Below are 15,791 nucleotides of genomic sequence, written 5' to 3'. Positions count from 1 at the left end.
CTGCCACAACCACTAAGGTTGATGTAGTTGTTGCCATACCAGTGGAATAATTTTGTCATTATTTTCATTATTAACGTCTCCCTTTACCTTTAGTATTGACACTAGCAGTACCAGCCTGCAGTCAATGCTAGCTGAGTTGTATCCTGCTTCATTGATAACTGCCGGTTTAGAACGGCAGCACATCTATGATTTTCATATTGACTATCACCGTCATTGGGCAGGTAAATCACGGCCTTATCATTTTCGTTGTGGCTCTGAGCATTTCAGGATGGCAGAGCAAGCGCAATTAGTCGCGACTTTTGAATGGGGCTTGAACTGGTGTGTCGCCGCCTGGCAGCAAAAATATCTCGCCATTCATGCTGCAGTCCTGGAAAAAAATGGCCAGGCACTGATTATGCCTGCCCCTCCGGGCAGTGGCAAAAGTACCTTGTGCGCGCTATTGATGCTTAATGGCTGGCGCCTGTTAACGGATGAAATGTGTTTGATTGACCCTGACAGCGGCATTATTCACCCTTATGTCAGACCACTCAGTTTGAAAAACCAATCAATTGATGTGATTAAGCATTATCACCCGCAATGCCGCATTTTCCACCGTACAAAAGATACCGAAAAGGGCACTGTTGCTTACTTACGACCAACAGATCTCAGTTGGCAGCAGTATCAACACACTGCTAAGGCGGCCTGGGTGTTGTTTCCTCAGTATTCAGTCAATGCCGGTGCGGCCGAGCTTTATGCTCTGCCTAAGGCAGATTGCCTGATGTACCTGGCGCAAAATAGTTTCAATTACAGTGCCTATGGCAAGGATGGCTTCGACTGCCTTTGCCGGTTAGTTGAGCAAACTGACTGTTTCAGATTGGAATATCATGACACAGGTATGATGTTGGATATGTTGGAGCAACTGTTGTGCTAGCTGATGAATTGATACAGTGTTTCAAAGATCCGCAACAATTTGTCAGCAAGGCGCATGCAGCAGATTGGAGTCATTTGCTGCAGCAGGGGCGACAATATGGTACTACGGCACAATTATATGCGTTGTTTAATCGACAGCAATTGCTTGATAGTTTACCTGACAAGGTTTTGCAACACCTTGAGTGGGGGTGGCGTTATTATCAGCGACAGCGTGACTCTTTGTATTTTGAGTTATTGCAACTTGAAACGCATTTTGCACAGCTGAATTATCCGGTACTTCTGTTAAAAGGCGCCGCCTATCAGGCTGTGGCATTAACGGCAAGTGAAGGACGACTTTATGCTGACATCGATATACTAGTGCCAAGAGCGGCTCTGGATGATTGTAAAGCTAGGCTGTTTTTTGCCGGCTTTTTGGAAGGGCCGGTATCCGACTATGACAAATATTATTACCTGGAACTGACTCACGAAAATCCGCCGTTGTATCATATTAGCCGCGGCAGCAGTATTGATTTGCATTTTAATATCTATCCGGTGGCCAGTCGCAAAAACATTGATATTAACTATTTTATTGAGCAAGCTCAGCCTCTAAGCGGTTCTGTGTTTAGCGTACCATCGCAACTGCATTTATTCGTGCATGCTGCTGTGCATTTTTTCTGGCAGGAAGAACATCATAAAATCCTAAAAGATTTAATCGATCTGGATTTGCTATTTGCGGACATCGCTCGAAAAAACCTGCAATCTGAGCTTATTACTCAGAGCCGCCTATTAGGTGCTGAGCAAGCAGTGATCAATGTGATTCAGTTGTTAGCCGAGATTTTTGGTCGGGAGTTCACTCAATCTTTTACTGCCGACATAGCCAACAGCGAGCAGCAACGGCCTTTTGCCCGATTGTTGGTACTCAGTATGCTGAATAATACAGCAACTGCTGGCCTAGCTAAACTCTGCTGGTTGGTTAGAGGCTATCTGCATAAATTTCATATGAAAGCGCTGTTACGCCATATTGGTGTTAAAACAGCGCTCTGTATCAGGAGCTGGTTTACCCCGGCAGGCGGCAACAGCGACACACCCTAAGATTGCTTACGAATAAACACCGCCACTAAGCCGGCAACTAATAAGATCATACAATAATAGCTATGTGCCACTACCTGCAACGGCGATAAGCCAAAGCTGGCGCCCAGCAGCAGCGCTTGCGCACCATAGGGCACCAAACCCTGACTGACGCAGGAAAAAATATCTAACAAGCTGGCACTGCGTTTGGGGGTGATCTGATGTGCGCTGGCCAGTGCTTTGCTGACATCGGCACTGACCACAATCGCCACTGTGTTATTGGCAATGCAAAGGTTACTGACAAAGGCCAGGCCGGCTATGGCCAGCTGCTGGGCTTTGTTACCCGCCAGCGCCAGTTGCTGTGTAGCTGAGCTTATTTTGGCGCTAATCCAATTTAGCCCGCCTTGCTGGCGAATAAATTCACTCAAAGCACTGACCAGCATCGATAACACAAAAATTTCCTGCATGCTGGCAAAACCAGTCGCCATATCCTGACCGAGCCGGGCAAACTGATAGTCGGCAAAGAGTATGCCTTGTAAGGCGGCCAGTATGATGCCCAGTAATAACACTACAAAAACATTTAAACCGGCTACTGCCAGGATGAGAATGGCCAGATAAGGTAATACCGCACTGAGCTGGTAATCATTAATTTGAACGTCACTGGCGGACGTATCGATAAAGGTTAATACCAGAACAAAAATCAGGGCGGCAGGCAGGGCGATGTGGATGTTTTCCCGGAATTTATCTTTCATGCGGGCACCCTGAGTGCGGGTAGAGGCGATGGTGGTATCGGAGATGATTGACAAATTATCGCCGAACATCGCGCCACTGAGTAAGACGCCGGCTACCAGAGCTGGCTCTAAACCGGCTTGTTGGGAAACGCCTACAGCAATAGGGGCTAAGGCGCCAATGGTGCCCATAGAGGTGCCCATGGCAGTGGCAATCAGTGCAGCGATAATAAATAAACCGGGTAAGATCCACTGGGCTGGCACCAGGCTTAAACCGGCATTGACCACCGCATCAACGCCGCCGGTGGCACTGGCGACGGTGGCGAAGGCGCCGGCCAGTAAAAAAATAAAACACATGGTAATGATATTGCTGTTACCAGCGCCTTTAATCATCACTTCAATAGCCTGAGTTAGCGGTGCCCGGTACAGCAGCACTGCCAGGATCAGTGCCGGTATAGCGGCAATATGGCCAGGTAACTGATAAAAAGCATAATCGACGCCTTGCGCCTGCAAATATAAACCTGTGCCCAGAAACAAGCTAACAAATAGCAGCAGGGGTAAAAATGACAGTTTCGCAGTGACATTGCTAACGGGTACTGACATAGTCTGAGTCTCATTAAGTAGGGTTGCGCAATATATAGATGTCCAGACGTCCTGTCAATCTGGTGCGATATTTCGCCGGTAAAGCTCGACAATTTGTAGTAAAGGCTAAACAAAAACTGGCGTCAGTTGACTAAGTTAGTGTATTTTGGCGAAAAAACATACCTTAAATGATAGGCAGGGAGCAAAGATGTCCGCATTAGCGATTATTCGTTCACGACGTTTTTTACCATTTTTTCTTACCCAGGCATTGGGTGCGTTTAACGACAATGTGTTTAAAAATTCCCTGATGCTGTTACTGGCGTTTAGTGCGGCCTCTGCCTTGCCATGGGATACTAACTTAACGATGAACCTGGCAGCAGGTTTGTTTATTTTGCCGTTTTTATTGTTTTCGGCTACTGCAGGCACTCTGGCAGACAGTTTATGTAAAACCCGCTTGATCAGAGTGCTGAAACTAGCAGAAATTGTACTGATGTGTTTAGCAGCGCTGGCATTTTATTATCAGCAGTATCTGTGGTTACTTGGCTTATTGTTTTTAATGGGCACGCAGTCAGCATTTTTTGGTCCGGTTAAATACGCTATTTTGCCGCAGTTGCTGACTGACCGGCAGTTGCTGGCGGGTAACGCCTGGGTTGAAATGGGTACCTTTGTTGCCATTTTGCTCGGCACTATTTTAGGTGGTTTACTGGTAGGGGTTGCCAATGCGCCATTATGGATTGGTGGCCTGGTTATGCTGTTTTCGGTGTTAGGTTATCTGGTGTGCCGCGCTATTCCGGCGGTGGGCATGGTTGATGGGGCGGTAAAATTTCAATTTTCGCCCATCCGCCAAACTATTGAAACTGTTCGTATCAGCTATCGCAACCGTACCCTCTATCTGGCAATTATGGCGATCAGCTGGTTTTGGTTTTTGGGTGCCAGCTACCTGACACAATTTCCGAATTTTACCAAAACGGTACTGGGGGGCGACAATACTGTGGTCACCGCATTATTAGTGGCGTTTTCAGTGGGTGTGGGTCTGGGATCTATGCTGTGCGAGCGTTTATCAGCCGAACGGGTTGAGCTGGGCATAGTGCCAATAGGGTCTATTGGCCTGACCGTATTTGGCTTGGGTTTGTATGGCAGCAGCCCGCAACTGGCGCCAGCAGAGTTACTGCACATAGGGCAATTTTTACAGAGCGGTTATGGTTGGCAGGTGCTGCTGAATTTAACGTTAATAGGTGTTTTTGGCGGCTTATTTATCGTGCCACTCTATGCGCTGTTGCAGCAACGAGCTGAGCCTGCTGAACGCGCCAGAATTATCGCCGCAAATAATATTTTTAATTCACTGTTCATGGTGGTTAGTGCGCTGGTTGGCATACTGTTTTTGTCTTTTGCCGGTTTGTCTATTCCACAGTATTTTTTGATTTTGGCAATAATGAACGCGGTAGTGGCGCTTTATGTGTATAGCCAGGTGCCAGAGTTTGCGCTGCGCTTTGTCATTTATTTGCTCAGCCATTCAATGTACCGGGTGCGCAGCAGTGGCCTGGAGCATATTCCTGAACAGGGAGCCGCTGTATTGGTGGCGAACCATGTCAGCTATGTTGATGCCATGCTGATTGCTGGTGCTGTGCGCCGTCCGGTTCGCTTTGTTATGGAAAAAGGTATCTACGATTTACCCGTGGCTAATTGGCTGTTTAAAGCGGCTAAAACCATTCCTATTTGCAGTAAACAAAAAGATGAGCAGGTATATGAAGCAGCCTTTGCTGCAATAAAACGTGAGCTTGATGCCGGCAATCTGCTGTGTATTTTTCCGGAAGGGCGCTTAACTAAAATCGGTGAGATGGACGGTTTCCGGCCTGGTATCGAACGCATCCTGGCAGAAACGCCGGTGCCTGTGGTGCCGATGGCACTGCAAGGATTATGGGGATCATTTTTCAGTCATCATGGTAAAGGGGCTTTTAAATTTAAAGGCCGCTTCTGGTCAAAGGTGCAATTAGTCGCTTCGCCAGCGCTGCCTGCTGCAGATGTCAGTGCTGAGGTGCTGGAGCAGCATGTGAGGGTGCTACGCGCAGATAAAATGTAGGTTTTTAGCTGAGCATAACGGCAAAGATCGCGCTAAAGTGTCAGTTAAATTGACAAGTCTCTGAATTAACAATGTAAATTTTTCGGTACGCCTCTGCTACAGCTCAGCTGGGCAGAGTTCTGACCGTGTTTGCGATAAACGGTATTTTTTGGGCACAAATCCTGCTGTTTGTTTAGTGCTGCTATTGGTGGCAATACTAAAGCAAAAACAATAAGGATACCCTTTATGACGAACAGATCTTTAAAGTGGTTGACGTGTGCAGTATTAAGCGTTGGCATCACTCTGACCAGTTGGCACAGCAGTGCTGCTGTCATTTTTTCTGATATCTATATTTTTGGTGACAGTTTATCTGACACGGGTAATACGAGGGCGTCAGTTCCTCTGGGCTCGTTTGGGCCAGTTGCTGCCCTTGCCGGTTATGGTCCAAATGGTCGTTTTTCAAACGGCATACTTTGGCATGAATACCTCTCACTTGAACTGGGGTTAAGCTCTGTTCGTTCGACCGCCGGAGGCAATAACTTTGCTTATGGTGGAGCCAGGATAGATAATGCTACTGGCCCCTCTACAGGTGTATTAAGTCAGTATAATCAATATCTTGGTCGTGTAGGGACGTCCTCTTTTGATGCAGATGCTTTATATGTTGCCTGGGCCGGTGGTAATGATATGCGTGATCTGGTTGGTGCAGCTAATCCGCTAATGATTGTCAGCTCGGTGATGGGAAACTTTCAAATAATGCTAATGGATATGATTGCCAGAGGTGCCAGCACCTTGTTAGTTCCCAACTTACCAGACCTTGGCAGTATTCCTGAATTTGCGTCTGGTGCTCAAAGCGCATCAGGCAGTCAGGTCAGTATGCTCTGGAACGCCATGCTTGAAGAGATGTTGATAGCGTTAGCTAAGCAGTCTCAGGCTGATATATACCTGCTGGATGTTTTCACCATTTTCGACGATATTCTGGCTAATCCCTCTGTTGAAGGTTTCAGCGATACAACAGGTGAATGCCGTTCTGTTACCGGTGGGATATTTGCTACTGAGCGAACTTGCGCAAATGCATCACAATTTGTTTTTTGGGATGAAATCCATCCCACTACTGCCGCCCATGCTGTTTTAGGTCGGGAAGCATTTCAGTTATTAGCCAGCGGTAATACCGTATATCAGGAGGTGTCGGCTCCGGCTACGCTGCTACTGATGTTAGTGGGTATCTTTGGCATAGTGCGTCGCCGTACTTTTGTGCAGTTAGTCACCCGGCATCACTGAACCAGAGCCTTAATTTCGCTGTAACTATTGAACTTAGTACCAGCTGATAGCACTTATAAGCTTACAGCTGGTTTTTATATTTTATAGCGGAGCATTTATGTTTAATTTTTCTTATCACAACCCCACCCGAATTGTCTTTGGTAAAGATCAGCTTGGGCAAATCGCCAAATTAATCCCCGCAGGTAGTAAAGTGTTGATGCTGTTTGGTGGTGGCTCTATTAAACATAATGGTGTTTATGATCAGGTAGTCAAAGCGCTGGCAGGCTTTGACTGGCAAGAGTTCAGTGGCATCGAGCCAAACCCCAGTTTTGAAACCCTGATGCGGGCAGTAGCGCTGGTGCGTGAGCAACAGATTGATTTTTTGCTGCCGGTAGGTGGTGGTAGTGTCATTGATGGCGCTAAGTTTGTTGCGGCTGCAGCGAGATACCAGGGAGATGCCTGGGATATTCTGGCCAAGGGCGGTAAAGTGAAGGATGCAGTGCCGTTGGCCTGTGTGCTGACGCTGCCTGCCACCGGTACTGAGAGCAACGGTAATTCAGTGGTAACACGCTATGATACCCAACAAAAACTGGCGTTTAGTAGCCCTCTGGTGTACCCGCAGTTTGCTATTCTTGACCCTAGTGTCACCTTTAGCTTGCCGCCACGTCAGGTCGCCAATGGCGTGGTGGATGCTTTTGTGCATGTGATGGAGCAATATTTAACTTATCCGGTCAATGCGCCGGTACAAGACCGTTTTGCCGAGAGCTTATTGCAAACCTTGATTGAGGAGGGGCCTAAAGCACTGAGCCAGCCAGATGATTATGACGTGCGTGCTAATGTAATGTGGGCCGCCACCATGGCGTTAAATGGCCTGATAGGTCAGGGTGTACCGCAAGACTGGGCTACGCATATGATAGGCCATGAGATTACGGCGGTGTACGGCCTGGATCATGCGCAAACGCTGGCCATCGTGCTACCGGCGTTAATGCAACAGCAGCGAGCGCAAAAACGCGAAAAACTATTACAGTTTGGACGGCGGGTGTGGCAGCTTAGCCATCAGGATGAAGAGCGCTTAATTGACGATACCATTAGTCATACCCGGGCGTTTTTTGAGCAGATGGGTGTGCCCACCCGCCTGGCAGATTACGGCATTGCCGCTGATGCGGTAGATAAGCTAGTTGCTAAACTAGAAGCCAATGGCATGCTGAAATTGGGCGAGCATTCCGATATTGACCTGGACGTATCGCGGCAGATTCTGCAAAAAGCGGTGTAGCGAGATTAAATAGCCATTAAGATGGCTATTTTGCTTTCTAGTATTGGCCGCTTTTGTTTTAATAGCGGCTATTAATAATATTTTAAGAGTGAGTTATGCCCGCTATCGGAATTTTCGGCGCTAACGGCCGCATGGGCCGTGCCCTTGTCAGTGTTGCTCAGGAGCAACAGCTAAACTTAACCGCGGCCACCGTTCGTGCCGGTTCGTCCTTAGTCGGCGTCGATGCCGGAGAGCTGGCCGGCTGCGGTAAGCTGGGGCTGGCATTGAGTGAAACGGGTGTTAGCAGTATTCACAGTGCCGATATCTGGGTCGACTTTACTATGCCTGAGGCGATGCTGGCGCATCTGGAACTGGCGGTAGCGGCAAAAAAAGCCATGGTGATTGGCGTTACCGGGCTTACCGATCACCAGTATCAGCAGTTGCAGCAAGCCAGCGAGCATATCCCCATCGTTTGGGCGCCGAATATGAGCGTTGGGGTAAACCTGCTGCTGCATTTGGTGCAAACCGCTGCCCGGGTAATGGGTCACAGCGCGGATATCGAAATTATTGAAGCGCATCACCGCTTTAAAAAAGATGCGCCATCGGGCACGGCCATGGCCATTGGCGCCACTATTGCTAAAACCTTGGGGCGGGATTTAAGCCAGGTAGCGGTTTATGGCCGTGAAGGCATAACCGGCGAGCGGTCACAACAAAGTATTGGCTTTGCCACAGTACGCGGCGGCGACATTATTGGCGATCATACGGCACTTTTTGCAGATTTGGGAGAAAGGCTGGAAATCAGCCACAAAGCATCCAGCCGTAACACCTTTGCTCAAGGCGCACTGCGTGCTGCTTTGTGGTTGCAAAATGAACAGCCAGGACTTTATTCTATGCAACAAGTGCTGGGATTGGCCGACTTAACATAAGCTTTTGAGCAACTAAGCATAAAAACGTGTTAAAGCAGGTATTTTTGTAAAAACCTAAAATAGCCATAGCCAAAAGCGTCCTAATCGCCTAAAATAGGCAGGTTTGCCCGGTCACTCGCCCGGGCCTCTCACCCGCTAAATACGGGATAAGAATCTTGGGTCAAAACGGGTTGTAAAACACAGTGAGTTTTCGCCCGTTTTTTGCTGTTTGGAGGTTATTTTGACTAAGTCCGCCCTGCTCGTACTGGAAGACGGCACCGTATTTCACGGTACAGCCATTGGCGCTGAAGGAGTTTCTGTAGGTGAGGTGGTGTTTAACACCTCGATGACCGGGTATCAGGAAATTCTCACTGATCCCTCATACGCAGAGCAAATAGTAACACTCACTTACCCACATATTGGTAACACCGGAACCAATAGTGAAGACGAAGAATCCGGACAGGTGTGGGCCAAGGGCCTTATTATCCGCGACCTTCCTCTGTTAGCCAGTAACTTTCGTAATCAACTCTCTCTTAGTCAATACCTTTCACAACATAACATTCTTGGCATCGCCGATATCGACACCCGTAAACTCACCCGTATTTTACGGGAAAAGGGCGCGCAAAATGGCTGTCTGATGGCCGGCGATAATCTGGATGAGGCTAAAGCGCTACAACTGGCCAAGGGCTTTGCCGGTTTAGCCGGTATGGACTTAGCCAAAGAAGTGACAGTGAAGTCATCTTATCAGTGGACTGAAGGCAGCTGGGTACTGGGCGAAGGTCACCGCCCTGCAGCAGCTGAACAGTTCCATGTAGTCGCTTACGATTTTGGGGTAAAACGTAATATTCTGCGCATGCTGGCCGATCGCGGCTGTAAGCTTACCGTGGTGCCGGCACAAACTCCGGCGGCTGAGGTACTGGCGTTGAATCCGGATGGCATCTTTTTATCTAATGGCCCTGGCGATCCGGCACCTTGTGATTACGCTATCGCGGCCATTAAAACCTTTTTAGAGACTGATATCCCGTTGTTTGGTATTTGCTTAGGCCATCAGCTACTGGCGCTGGCCAGTGGTGCCAAAACGTTAAAAATGAAATTTGGCCACCATGGTGCTAACCACCCGGTGCAAAATCTCGATAGTAAAAAAGTGCTGATCACCGCCCAAAACCACGGTTTTGCGGTTGATGAAGCCAGCTTACCGGCCACGTTAAGAGCCACCCATAAATCGCTGTTTGATGGTTCACTGCAAGGTATTCATCGCACGGACAAGCCGGCGTTCAGTTTCCAGGGGCACCCTGAAGCCAGCCCCGGTCCGCATGAAGCCTCTGAGCTGTTCGACCACTTTATTGCGCTGATGCAACAGCATAAAGCCTAAGCAAACACGAATCACGGAGAGCGACCCATGCCAAAACGTACCGACATAAAAAGCATTCTGATTATTGGCGCCGGCCCCATCGTCATTGGCCAGGCTTGCGAATTTGATTATTCAGGCGCTCAAGCCTGTAAAGCGCTGCGCGAAGAGGGTTACCGGGTGATTCTGGTTAACTCAAACCCCGCCACCATTATGACCGATCCCGAGATGGCCGATGCCACCTACATCGAGCCTATTCACTGGCAGGTAGTAGAAAAAATTATCGAAAAAGAGCGGCCATGCGCTGTGTTGCCGACCATGGGTGGCCAAACGGCGCTGAACTGTGCGCTGGAATTAGAGCGTCATGGTGTACTGGCCAAATATAACGTAGAAATGATTGGTGCCACGGCGGATGCTATTGATAAGGCTGAAGATCGCAGCCGCTTTGATAAAGCCATGCGCTCTATTGGCCTGGCTTGCCCACGCGCTGGCTTAGCACACTCGATGGAAGAAGCTTATCAGGTACTGGAAGACATTGGTTTTCCTTGTATTATCCGGCCGTCATTCACCATGGGTGGCTCGGGCGGTGGTATTGCTTACAATCGTGAAGAATTTGAAGAAATCTGTACCCGTGGCCTCGATTTATCGCCCACCAAAGAGCTGCTGATTGACGAGTCGCTCATTGGCTGGAAAGAGTACGAAATGGAAGTGGTGCGCGATAAAAACGATAACTGCATTATCGTCTGTGCCATTGAAAACTTCGACCCTATGGGCGTGCACACCGGCGACTCTATCACTGTGGCTCCGGCGCAAACCCTGACTGACAAAGAATACCAGATCATGCGTAACGCCTCCTTGGCAGTATTACGCGAAATCGGCGTAGAAACCGGTGGTTCAAACGTGCAGTTTGGCATTAACCCGGTAGATGGCCGCATGGTCATTATTGAAATGAACCCACGGGTGTCGCGCTCATCGGCGCTGGCGTCAAAAGCCACTGGCTTCCCGATAGCCAAAATTGCCGCCAAGTTAGCAGTAGGCTACACGCTGGATGAACTGGCCAATGACATTACCGGTGGCAGAACACCGGCGTCGTTCGAGCCAAGTATCGATTATGTGGTCACTAAAATACCGCGCTTTAATTTTGAAAAATTTGCCGGTGCCAACGATCGTTTAACCACCCAGATGAAATCGGTGGGTGAGGTGATGGCGATTGGCCGTAATCAGCAGGAGTCATTACAAAAAGCCCTGCGCGGCCTCGAAATTGGCGTATCGGGTTTAGACCCGATAATCGACATTAACCAGCCTGAAGCCAGAGAAAAATTAACCCGCGAACTGCGTGAGCCCGGCTCACACCGTATCTGGTACATTGCTGATGCGTTCCGCTTTGGCATGAGCATGGATGAGATATTCACTCTGACCAATATCGACCGCTGGTTCCTGGTGCAAATTGAAGATTTGGTGAAAGAAGAGCAGGCGTTATCGGTTGATGGCTATGCCGCACTGGATCAGGCCCGTCTGGCCCGCTTAAAGCGCAAAGGCTTTGCTGATGCGCGTATCGCTGCGGTGCTCGGCGTCAGTGAAAATGAAGTGCGCAAAAAGCGTTATGGCTATAAGTTACACCCGGTGTACAAGCGGGTAGACACCTGCGCCGCCGAATTTGCTTCTGACACCGCTTATATGTACAGCACTTATGACGAAGAGTGCGAAGCGGCGCCGACCAATCGCGATAAAATTATGATAATCGGCGGTGGTCCCAACCGCATTGGTCAGGGTATTGAATTCGACTACTGCTGTGTGCATGCGGCACTGGCGCTGCGCGAAGACGGTTATGAAACCATTATGGTGAACTGTAACCCGGAAACCGTATCGACTGATTATGATACGTCAGACCGCTTATACTTTGAGTCTATTACGCTGGAAGACGTGCTGGAAATTGTGCGTATTGAACAGCCTAAAGGCGTCATAGTGCAGTATGGCGGCCAGACGCCATTAAAATTAGCCCGCGCCTTAGAAGCCAACGGCGTGCCAATTATTGGCACCTCGCCGGATGCGATTGACCGTGCGGAAGACCGCGAGCGCTTTCAGCAGGCGGTAGAGCGTTTGGGCTTAAAGCAGCCACAAAATGCCACGGTAACCAGCGTCGAAGAAGCGCTGTCGCGTGCTCATGAAATTGGTTTCCCGATGGTAGTGCGGCCTTCTTATGTGCTGGGTGGCCGGGCGATGGAAATTGTCTATGATGACCAGGATTTACGCCGCTACATGACCGAAGCCGTCAGCGTATCGAATGACTCGCCAGTATTGCTGGATAACTTCCTGGATGATGCCATTGAAGTCGATATCGATGCCATCTGTGATGGCAAAGAGGTGATCATCGGCGGCATTATGGAGCATATTGAGCAAGCCGGTGTGCACTCAGGTGACTCGGCCTGTACCTTACCGCCGCACAGCCTGAGCAAAGAGATCCAGGATGTGATGCGCGAGCAGGTGAAAAAGCTGGCGCTGGAGCTGGGTGTAGTCGGTTTAATGAATACCCAGTTTGCCGTGAAAGACAACGAAGTGTATTTAATTGAAGTGAACCCTCGTGCTGCCCGCACTGTGCCTTTTGTGTCTAAAGCCACCGGTGTTGCCGTTGCTAAAGTCGGTGCCCGTTGTATGGTCGGTCAGTCACTGGCCTCGCAAGGCATAACGAAAGAAATTATTCCGCCGTATTTCTCGGTAAAAGAAGTGGTGATCCCCTTTAATAAGTTCCCGGGTGTTGACCCTATCCTTGGCCCGGAAATGCGCTCTACCGGCGAAGTGATGGGCATTGGTGATACTTTTGAAGAGGCTTTTGCCAAGGGTGAGCTAGGTTCAGGTACCTTGATCCCCACCGGTGGCCGTGCCTTGCTTTCAGTGCGCGACAGCGATAAAGTGCGGGTAGTTGAGTTGGCCAAACGCATGGTGGAAATCGGCTTTGAGCTGGATGCGACCGGCGGTACCGCCAAAGCCTTAGCGGCGGCCGGTGTGCCTTGCCGTACCGTCAACAAGGTATTCGAAGGCCGGCCGCATATTCTGGACCGGATTAAAAACGGTGAATACAGCTACATAGTTAACACGACTGAAGGGCGCCAGGCTATTGAAGACTCTAAAGTTTTACGCCGTGGTGCACTGCAGCACAAAGCCAACTATACTACAACGCTAAATGCGGCCTTCGCCACCTGTAAAGCGAATGCTGCCAGTGCTTTTACTAACGTTAATTCTATTCAGGAATTACATAAGAGAGTGAACGGATGAGTCAAATTCCGATGACAGTACAAGGCGCAGAAGCATTGCGCCTTGAACTGCATGAGCTTAAATCGGTGAAACGGCCGGCCATTATTCAGGCCATTGCCGAAGCCCGCGCCCACGGTGATTTAAAAGAAAATGCTGAATACCATGCTGCCCGTGAGCAGCAGGGGTTTTGCGAAGGCCGTATTCAGGATATCGAAGGCAAGTTATCCAATGCCCAGATCATCGATATCAGTAAAATGCCTAATACTGGCAAAGTGATTTTTGGTTCGACTGTCACCATTTTAAATCTGGATACGGACGAAGAAGTAACCTATCGGATTGTCGGCGATGACGAAGCAGATATCAAAAACAATCTGATTTCGGTTAATTCACCGATTGCCCGCGGCCTGATTGGTAAAACAACAGACGACGTCGTAAACATTACCACCCCTAAAGGCGTGGTAGAGTTTGAAATTACTAACGTGCAATATATCTGAGCCGGTTTTAGCCAGCTCAAGCTAACAACGCCAGGCTAAGCCCTGGCGTTTTTTTATCCCCAAAACCAGCGGCCGCTACGCACCAGGCCAATGATTAAGCCGCTATAACCCGCCAGGCTGCCGCCAATGATGCCAATCCAGCACCACAGCCGCTGGCGTTTATACGTCTTTTCTGCACTATCATGTTGTGCGCTGGCATGTTGTTCACTGGCATATTGTGCACTGGCATCTTGCTGCATCTTGGCCAGCAGCCGCGGCTTGATGGTTTTCCACACCCCATATTGCAGGTAACCCAGGCCTGCTAAAAACAGGCTGAAGCTAAGCACCGGTGCTACCGAACCTGCCGTGAATTGATAAGACAGTGCCAGTAACAGGCCGCTGAGTAACACCCAGCCAATGCTGATATTGCGGTATTTCAGTAATTGCTGGCGCTCTTTATTGCTTTCTGCGCGCTTTAACGGTTGTTTCATCCCCCACACTACGCCAAGCACCCCACCCAGGGCGCCCAGCATGGCGCCACCAAACAGCCAGCCGAATTTGGCGATACCTGTGCTGTTGGCGGCAAAGGCACTGGCCGACGCGGCGGCCACTGGTGGACTGGCCAGCGTCAGTGCACTGCAGATAGCAGTAGTGAAGCCCAGACCCGGTGCGGTGCTCAAAATAAGCTTGCCGTATTTGGCCAAAAGCTGTTCTTTTAACAACTCGCGCACACGCTGTAATTTTTTGCGGACATTGCTCTCGCTCAGCCCGAGTAACTCGGCCACCAGCTGGCTGTTTTGCTCTTCGCGGTAAAACAGCAGCACAATTTCCCGGCTGTCTGCGGGTAGCTGGCTAATAAAATCCGCCATGATCTGGTTTTGCTGGGTTTGAGCTAAGTCATCACTGAGCTCAGTGTCGCTGGCAAACTCGGCCAGTATGGCTTCTGCTTGCTCACCACCTACTTTGCTACGGACTTTATTATCCCGCAGATAGTTATAGGCCCGGTAGCGGGTGATCTGGCGCAGCCAGGGTAAATAGCTGGCCGGGTTTTGCAGCGTATGCAGCTGCTGCCAGCTGTGAATAAACACCTGTTGGCTAATGTCTTGGCTGGCATCTATATCTTTTACTATCGCCAGCGCGATACTGCTGACACTGCGCTGACAGCGGCTGACCAGCCGGCTAAAGGCATGGATATCACCCTGCTGTGCCGCGGTAACATCTGGCAGCAGTTGCTGCTCGGTAATCGACATGCTCATAGTGTTAATCCTTTAATGCTGCAGCGATGCGTTGGCTAAGCCAATCGGGTTGATCCAGCATGATAAAATGCCGTGAGTCGGTATTAAACTTAAGTGTGGCCTTAGCGATAGTATCAATTTGTTGCTGATACAATGCTGTTGCTGCTATGCGCTGCGCGTCATCTTGCAAAGCGCCACTGGCACCAATTAGCAGGACCTGACTTTGAATGTTATGTACCTGGCTGCGTAAATCTGTGGTTAGTAATTCATATAATGCCTGGCCCACGCTGGCCGGATCCGAGGCCGCTGCCATCGTCAGCACTTGCTGCTGGTGTTCCGCCGTGGTTGCCTGCACCTGCAGCCCTTGGCGGGCCATGTCGGCCAGTTGCCCGGCGTTCATGCCCTGGTATAAGTTTTTAAAATACTCAGCTTGAGGGCTGACCTGCGCCACTGTGGTGCGGGCATCGCGACTAAATACCGGCGCCAGATAGGGCAGGCCATCTACGGCAATTATAGTACCTATAGCATCAGGTGCGTTACTGGCTAAACTAAAGGCCAAAAAGGCCCCCAAGCTATGACCAACGATCGCCGGGCGGTTCAGTTGTTGTTGCTCAATGTATTGCAGCAAGTCGCGTTGTACCCGTGGCAATAACTCGCCGCTAATGGCAGGGGTACCGGCAAAGCCGGCAATACTGATTAAATGCAGCTGATAATCACCGGCTAGCGCCTCAGCCGTCGGCCGCC

12 protein-coding genes are annotated in these 15,791 nt (G+C 49.7%); 9 read left to right on the top strand and 3 right to left on the bottom strand.

Translation table 11 applies throughout. The features are described from left to right. Window positions 1–52 precede the first annotated feature (52 nt). Window positions 53–910: an HprK-related kinase A gene (locus V7D78_RS07990; RefSeq protein ID WP_333607918.1), complete on the top strand. Its 858-nt coding sequence runs from the start codon at window positions 53–55 to the stop codon at window positions 908–910. Continuing rightward, complete coding sequence (locus V7D78_RS07985; RefSeq protein WP_333607917.1) at window positions 904–1,980, top strand: nucleotidyltransferase family protein; 1,077 nt, start codon at window positions 904–906, stop codon at window positions 1,978–1,980. The genes V7D78_RS07990 and V7D78_RS07985 overlap by 7 nt, the downstream gene beginning before the upstream one ends. On the opposite strand, the gene V7D78_RS07980 is transcribed toward V7D78_RS07985, so the two are convergent. Continuing rightward, window positions 1,977–3,287 (bottom strand): Na+/H+ antiporter NhaC family protein, encoded by a 1,311-nt coding sequence (locus tag V7D78_RS07980; RefSeq protein WP_333607916.1) that lies wholly within the window; start codon window positions 3,285–3,287, stop codon window positions 1,977–1,979. The genes V7D78_RS07985 and V7D78_RS07980 overlap by 4 nt on opposite strands. A 187-nt stretch (window positions 3,288–3,474) precedes the next feature. Between V7D78_RS07980 and V7D78_RS07975 the strand changes: the two genes are divergently transcribed. From V7D78_RS07975 to greA, 7 genes are all read left to right on the top strand, one after another. Continuing rightward, entirely contained in the window at window positions 3,475–5,346 is a 1,872-nt protein-coding gene (locus V7D78_RS07975) for an MFS transporter (RefSeq protein ID WP_333607915.1), read from the top strand. 225 nt (window positions 5,347–5,571) lie between these two features. Next, window positions 5,572–6,603, top strand: coding sequence for an SGNH/GDSL hydrolase family protein (locus tag V7D78_RS07970; RefSeq protein ID WP_333607914.1), 1,032 nt, complete (start codon window positions 5,572–5,574; stop codon window positions 6,601–6,603). Between the two features lie 97 nt (window positions 6,604–6,700). Further along, window positions 6,701–7,855 carry an iron-containing alcohol dehydrogenase gene (locus tag V7D78_RS07965; RefSeq protein ID WP_333607913.1) on the top strand — a complete coding sequence of 385 codons (1,155 nt, stop codon included), beginning with the start codon at window positions 6,701–6,703 and terminating at the stop codon, window positions 7,853–7,855. A 95-nt stretch (window positions 7,856–7,950) separates the two neighbouring features. Further along, the gene (dapB, locus tag V7D78_RS07960) at window positions 7,951–8,760 is read left to right on the top strand and encodes a 4-hydroxy-tetrahydrodipicolinate reductase (RefSeq protein WP_333607912.1); all 810 of its coding nucleotides are present in this window, start codon (window positions 7,951–7,953) and stop codon (window positions 8,758–8,760) included. Between the two features lie 220 nt (window positions 8,761–8,980). Continuing rightward, window positions 8,981–10,111 carry a glutamine-hydrolyzing carbamoyl-phosphate synthase small subunit gene (gene carA / locus V7D78_RS07955; protein WP_333607911.1) on the top strand — a complete coding sequence of 377 codons (1,131 nt, stop codon included), beginning with the start codon at window positions 8,981–8,983 and terminating at the stop codon, window positions 10,109–10,111. A gap of 27 nt (window positions 10,112–10,138) precedes the next feature. Beyond that, window positions 10,139–13,360, top strand: coding sequence for a carbamoyl-phosphate synthase large subunit (gene carB / locus V7D78_RS07950; protein ID WP_333607910.1), 3,222 nt, complete (start codon window positions 10,139–10,141; stop codon window positions 13,358–13,360). After that, entirely contained in the window at window positions 13,357–13,833 is a 477-nt protein-coding gene (gene greA / locus V7D78_RS07945; protein WP_333607909.1) for a transcription elongation factor GreA, read from the top strand. The genes carB and greA overlap by 4 nt, the downstream gene beginning before the upstream one ends. Window positions 13,834–13,886: 53 nt before the next feature. Here greA and V7D78_RS07940 read toward each other — a convergent pair whose 3' ends face one another. Together V7D78_RS07940 and V7D78_RS07935 are read right to left on the bottom strand one after the other, a co-directional pair. Next, entirely contained in the window at window positions 13,887–15,068 is a 1,182-nt protein-coding gene (locus V7D78_RS07940; protein WP_333607908.1) for an RNA polymerase sigma factor, read from the bottom strand. A gap of 4 nt (window positions 15,069–15,072) precedes the next feature. Next, window positions 15,073–15,791 (bottom strand): alpha/beta fold hydrolase (locus V7D78_RS07935; protein ID WP_333607907.1); only part of this gene is annotated, 719 nt, incomplete at its 5' end.

The organism is Arsukibacterium sp. (assembly GCF_036735525.1).
Classification (GTDB): Bacteria; Pseudomonadota; Gammaproteobacteria; order Enterobacterales; family Alteromonadaceae; genus Alishewanella.
This window is presented reverse-complemented; position numbering and strand designations above follow the sequence as displayed.

Coding starts and splice junctions, on each gene's coding strand:
- V7D78_RS07975 (WP_333607915.1), top strand. CDS start 3,475: ATGTCCGCATTAGCGATTATTCGTTCACGACGTTTTTTACCATTTTTT.
- V7D78_RS07980 (WP_333607916.1), bottom strand. CDS start 3,287: ATGTCAGTACCCGTTAGCAATGTCACTGCGAAACTGTCATTTTTACCC.
- greA (WP_333607909.1), top strand. CDS start 13,357: ATGAGTCAAATTCCGATGACAGTACAAGGCGCAGAAGCATTGCGCCTT.
- dapB (WP_333607912.1), top strand. CDS start 7,951: ATGCCCGCTATCGGAATTTTCGGCGCTAACGGCCGCATGGGCCGTGCC.
- V7D78_RS07965 (WP_333607913.1), top strand. CDS start 6,701: ATGTTTAATTTTTCTTATCACAACCCCACCCGAATTGTCTTTGGTAAA.
- V7D78_RS07970 (WP_333607914.1), top strand. CDS start 5,572: ATGACGAACAGATCTTTAAAGTGGTTGACGTGTGCAGTATTAAGCGTT.
- V7D78_RS07940 (WP_333607908.1), bottom strand. CDS start 15,068: ATGAGCATGTCGATTACCGAGCAGCAACTGCTGCCAGATGTTACCGCG.
- carB (WP_333607910.1), top strand. CDS start 10,139: ATGCCAAAACGTACCGACATAAAAAGCATTCTGATTATTGGCGCCGGC.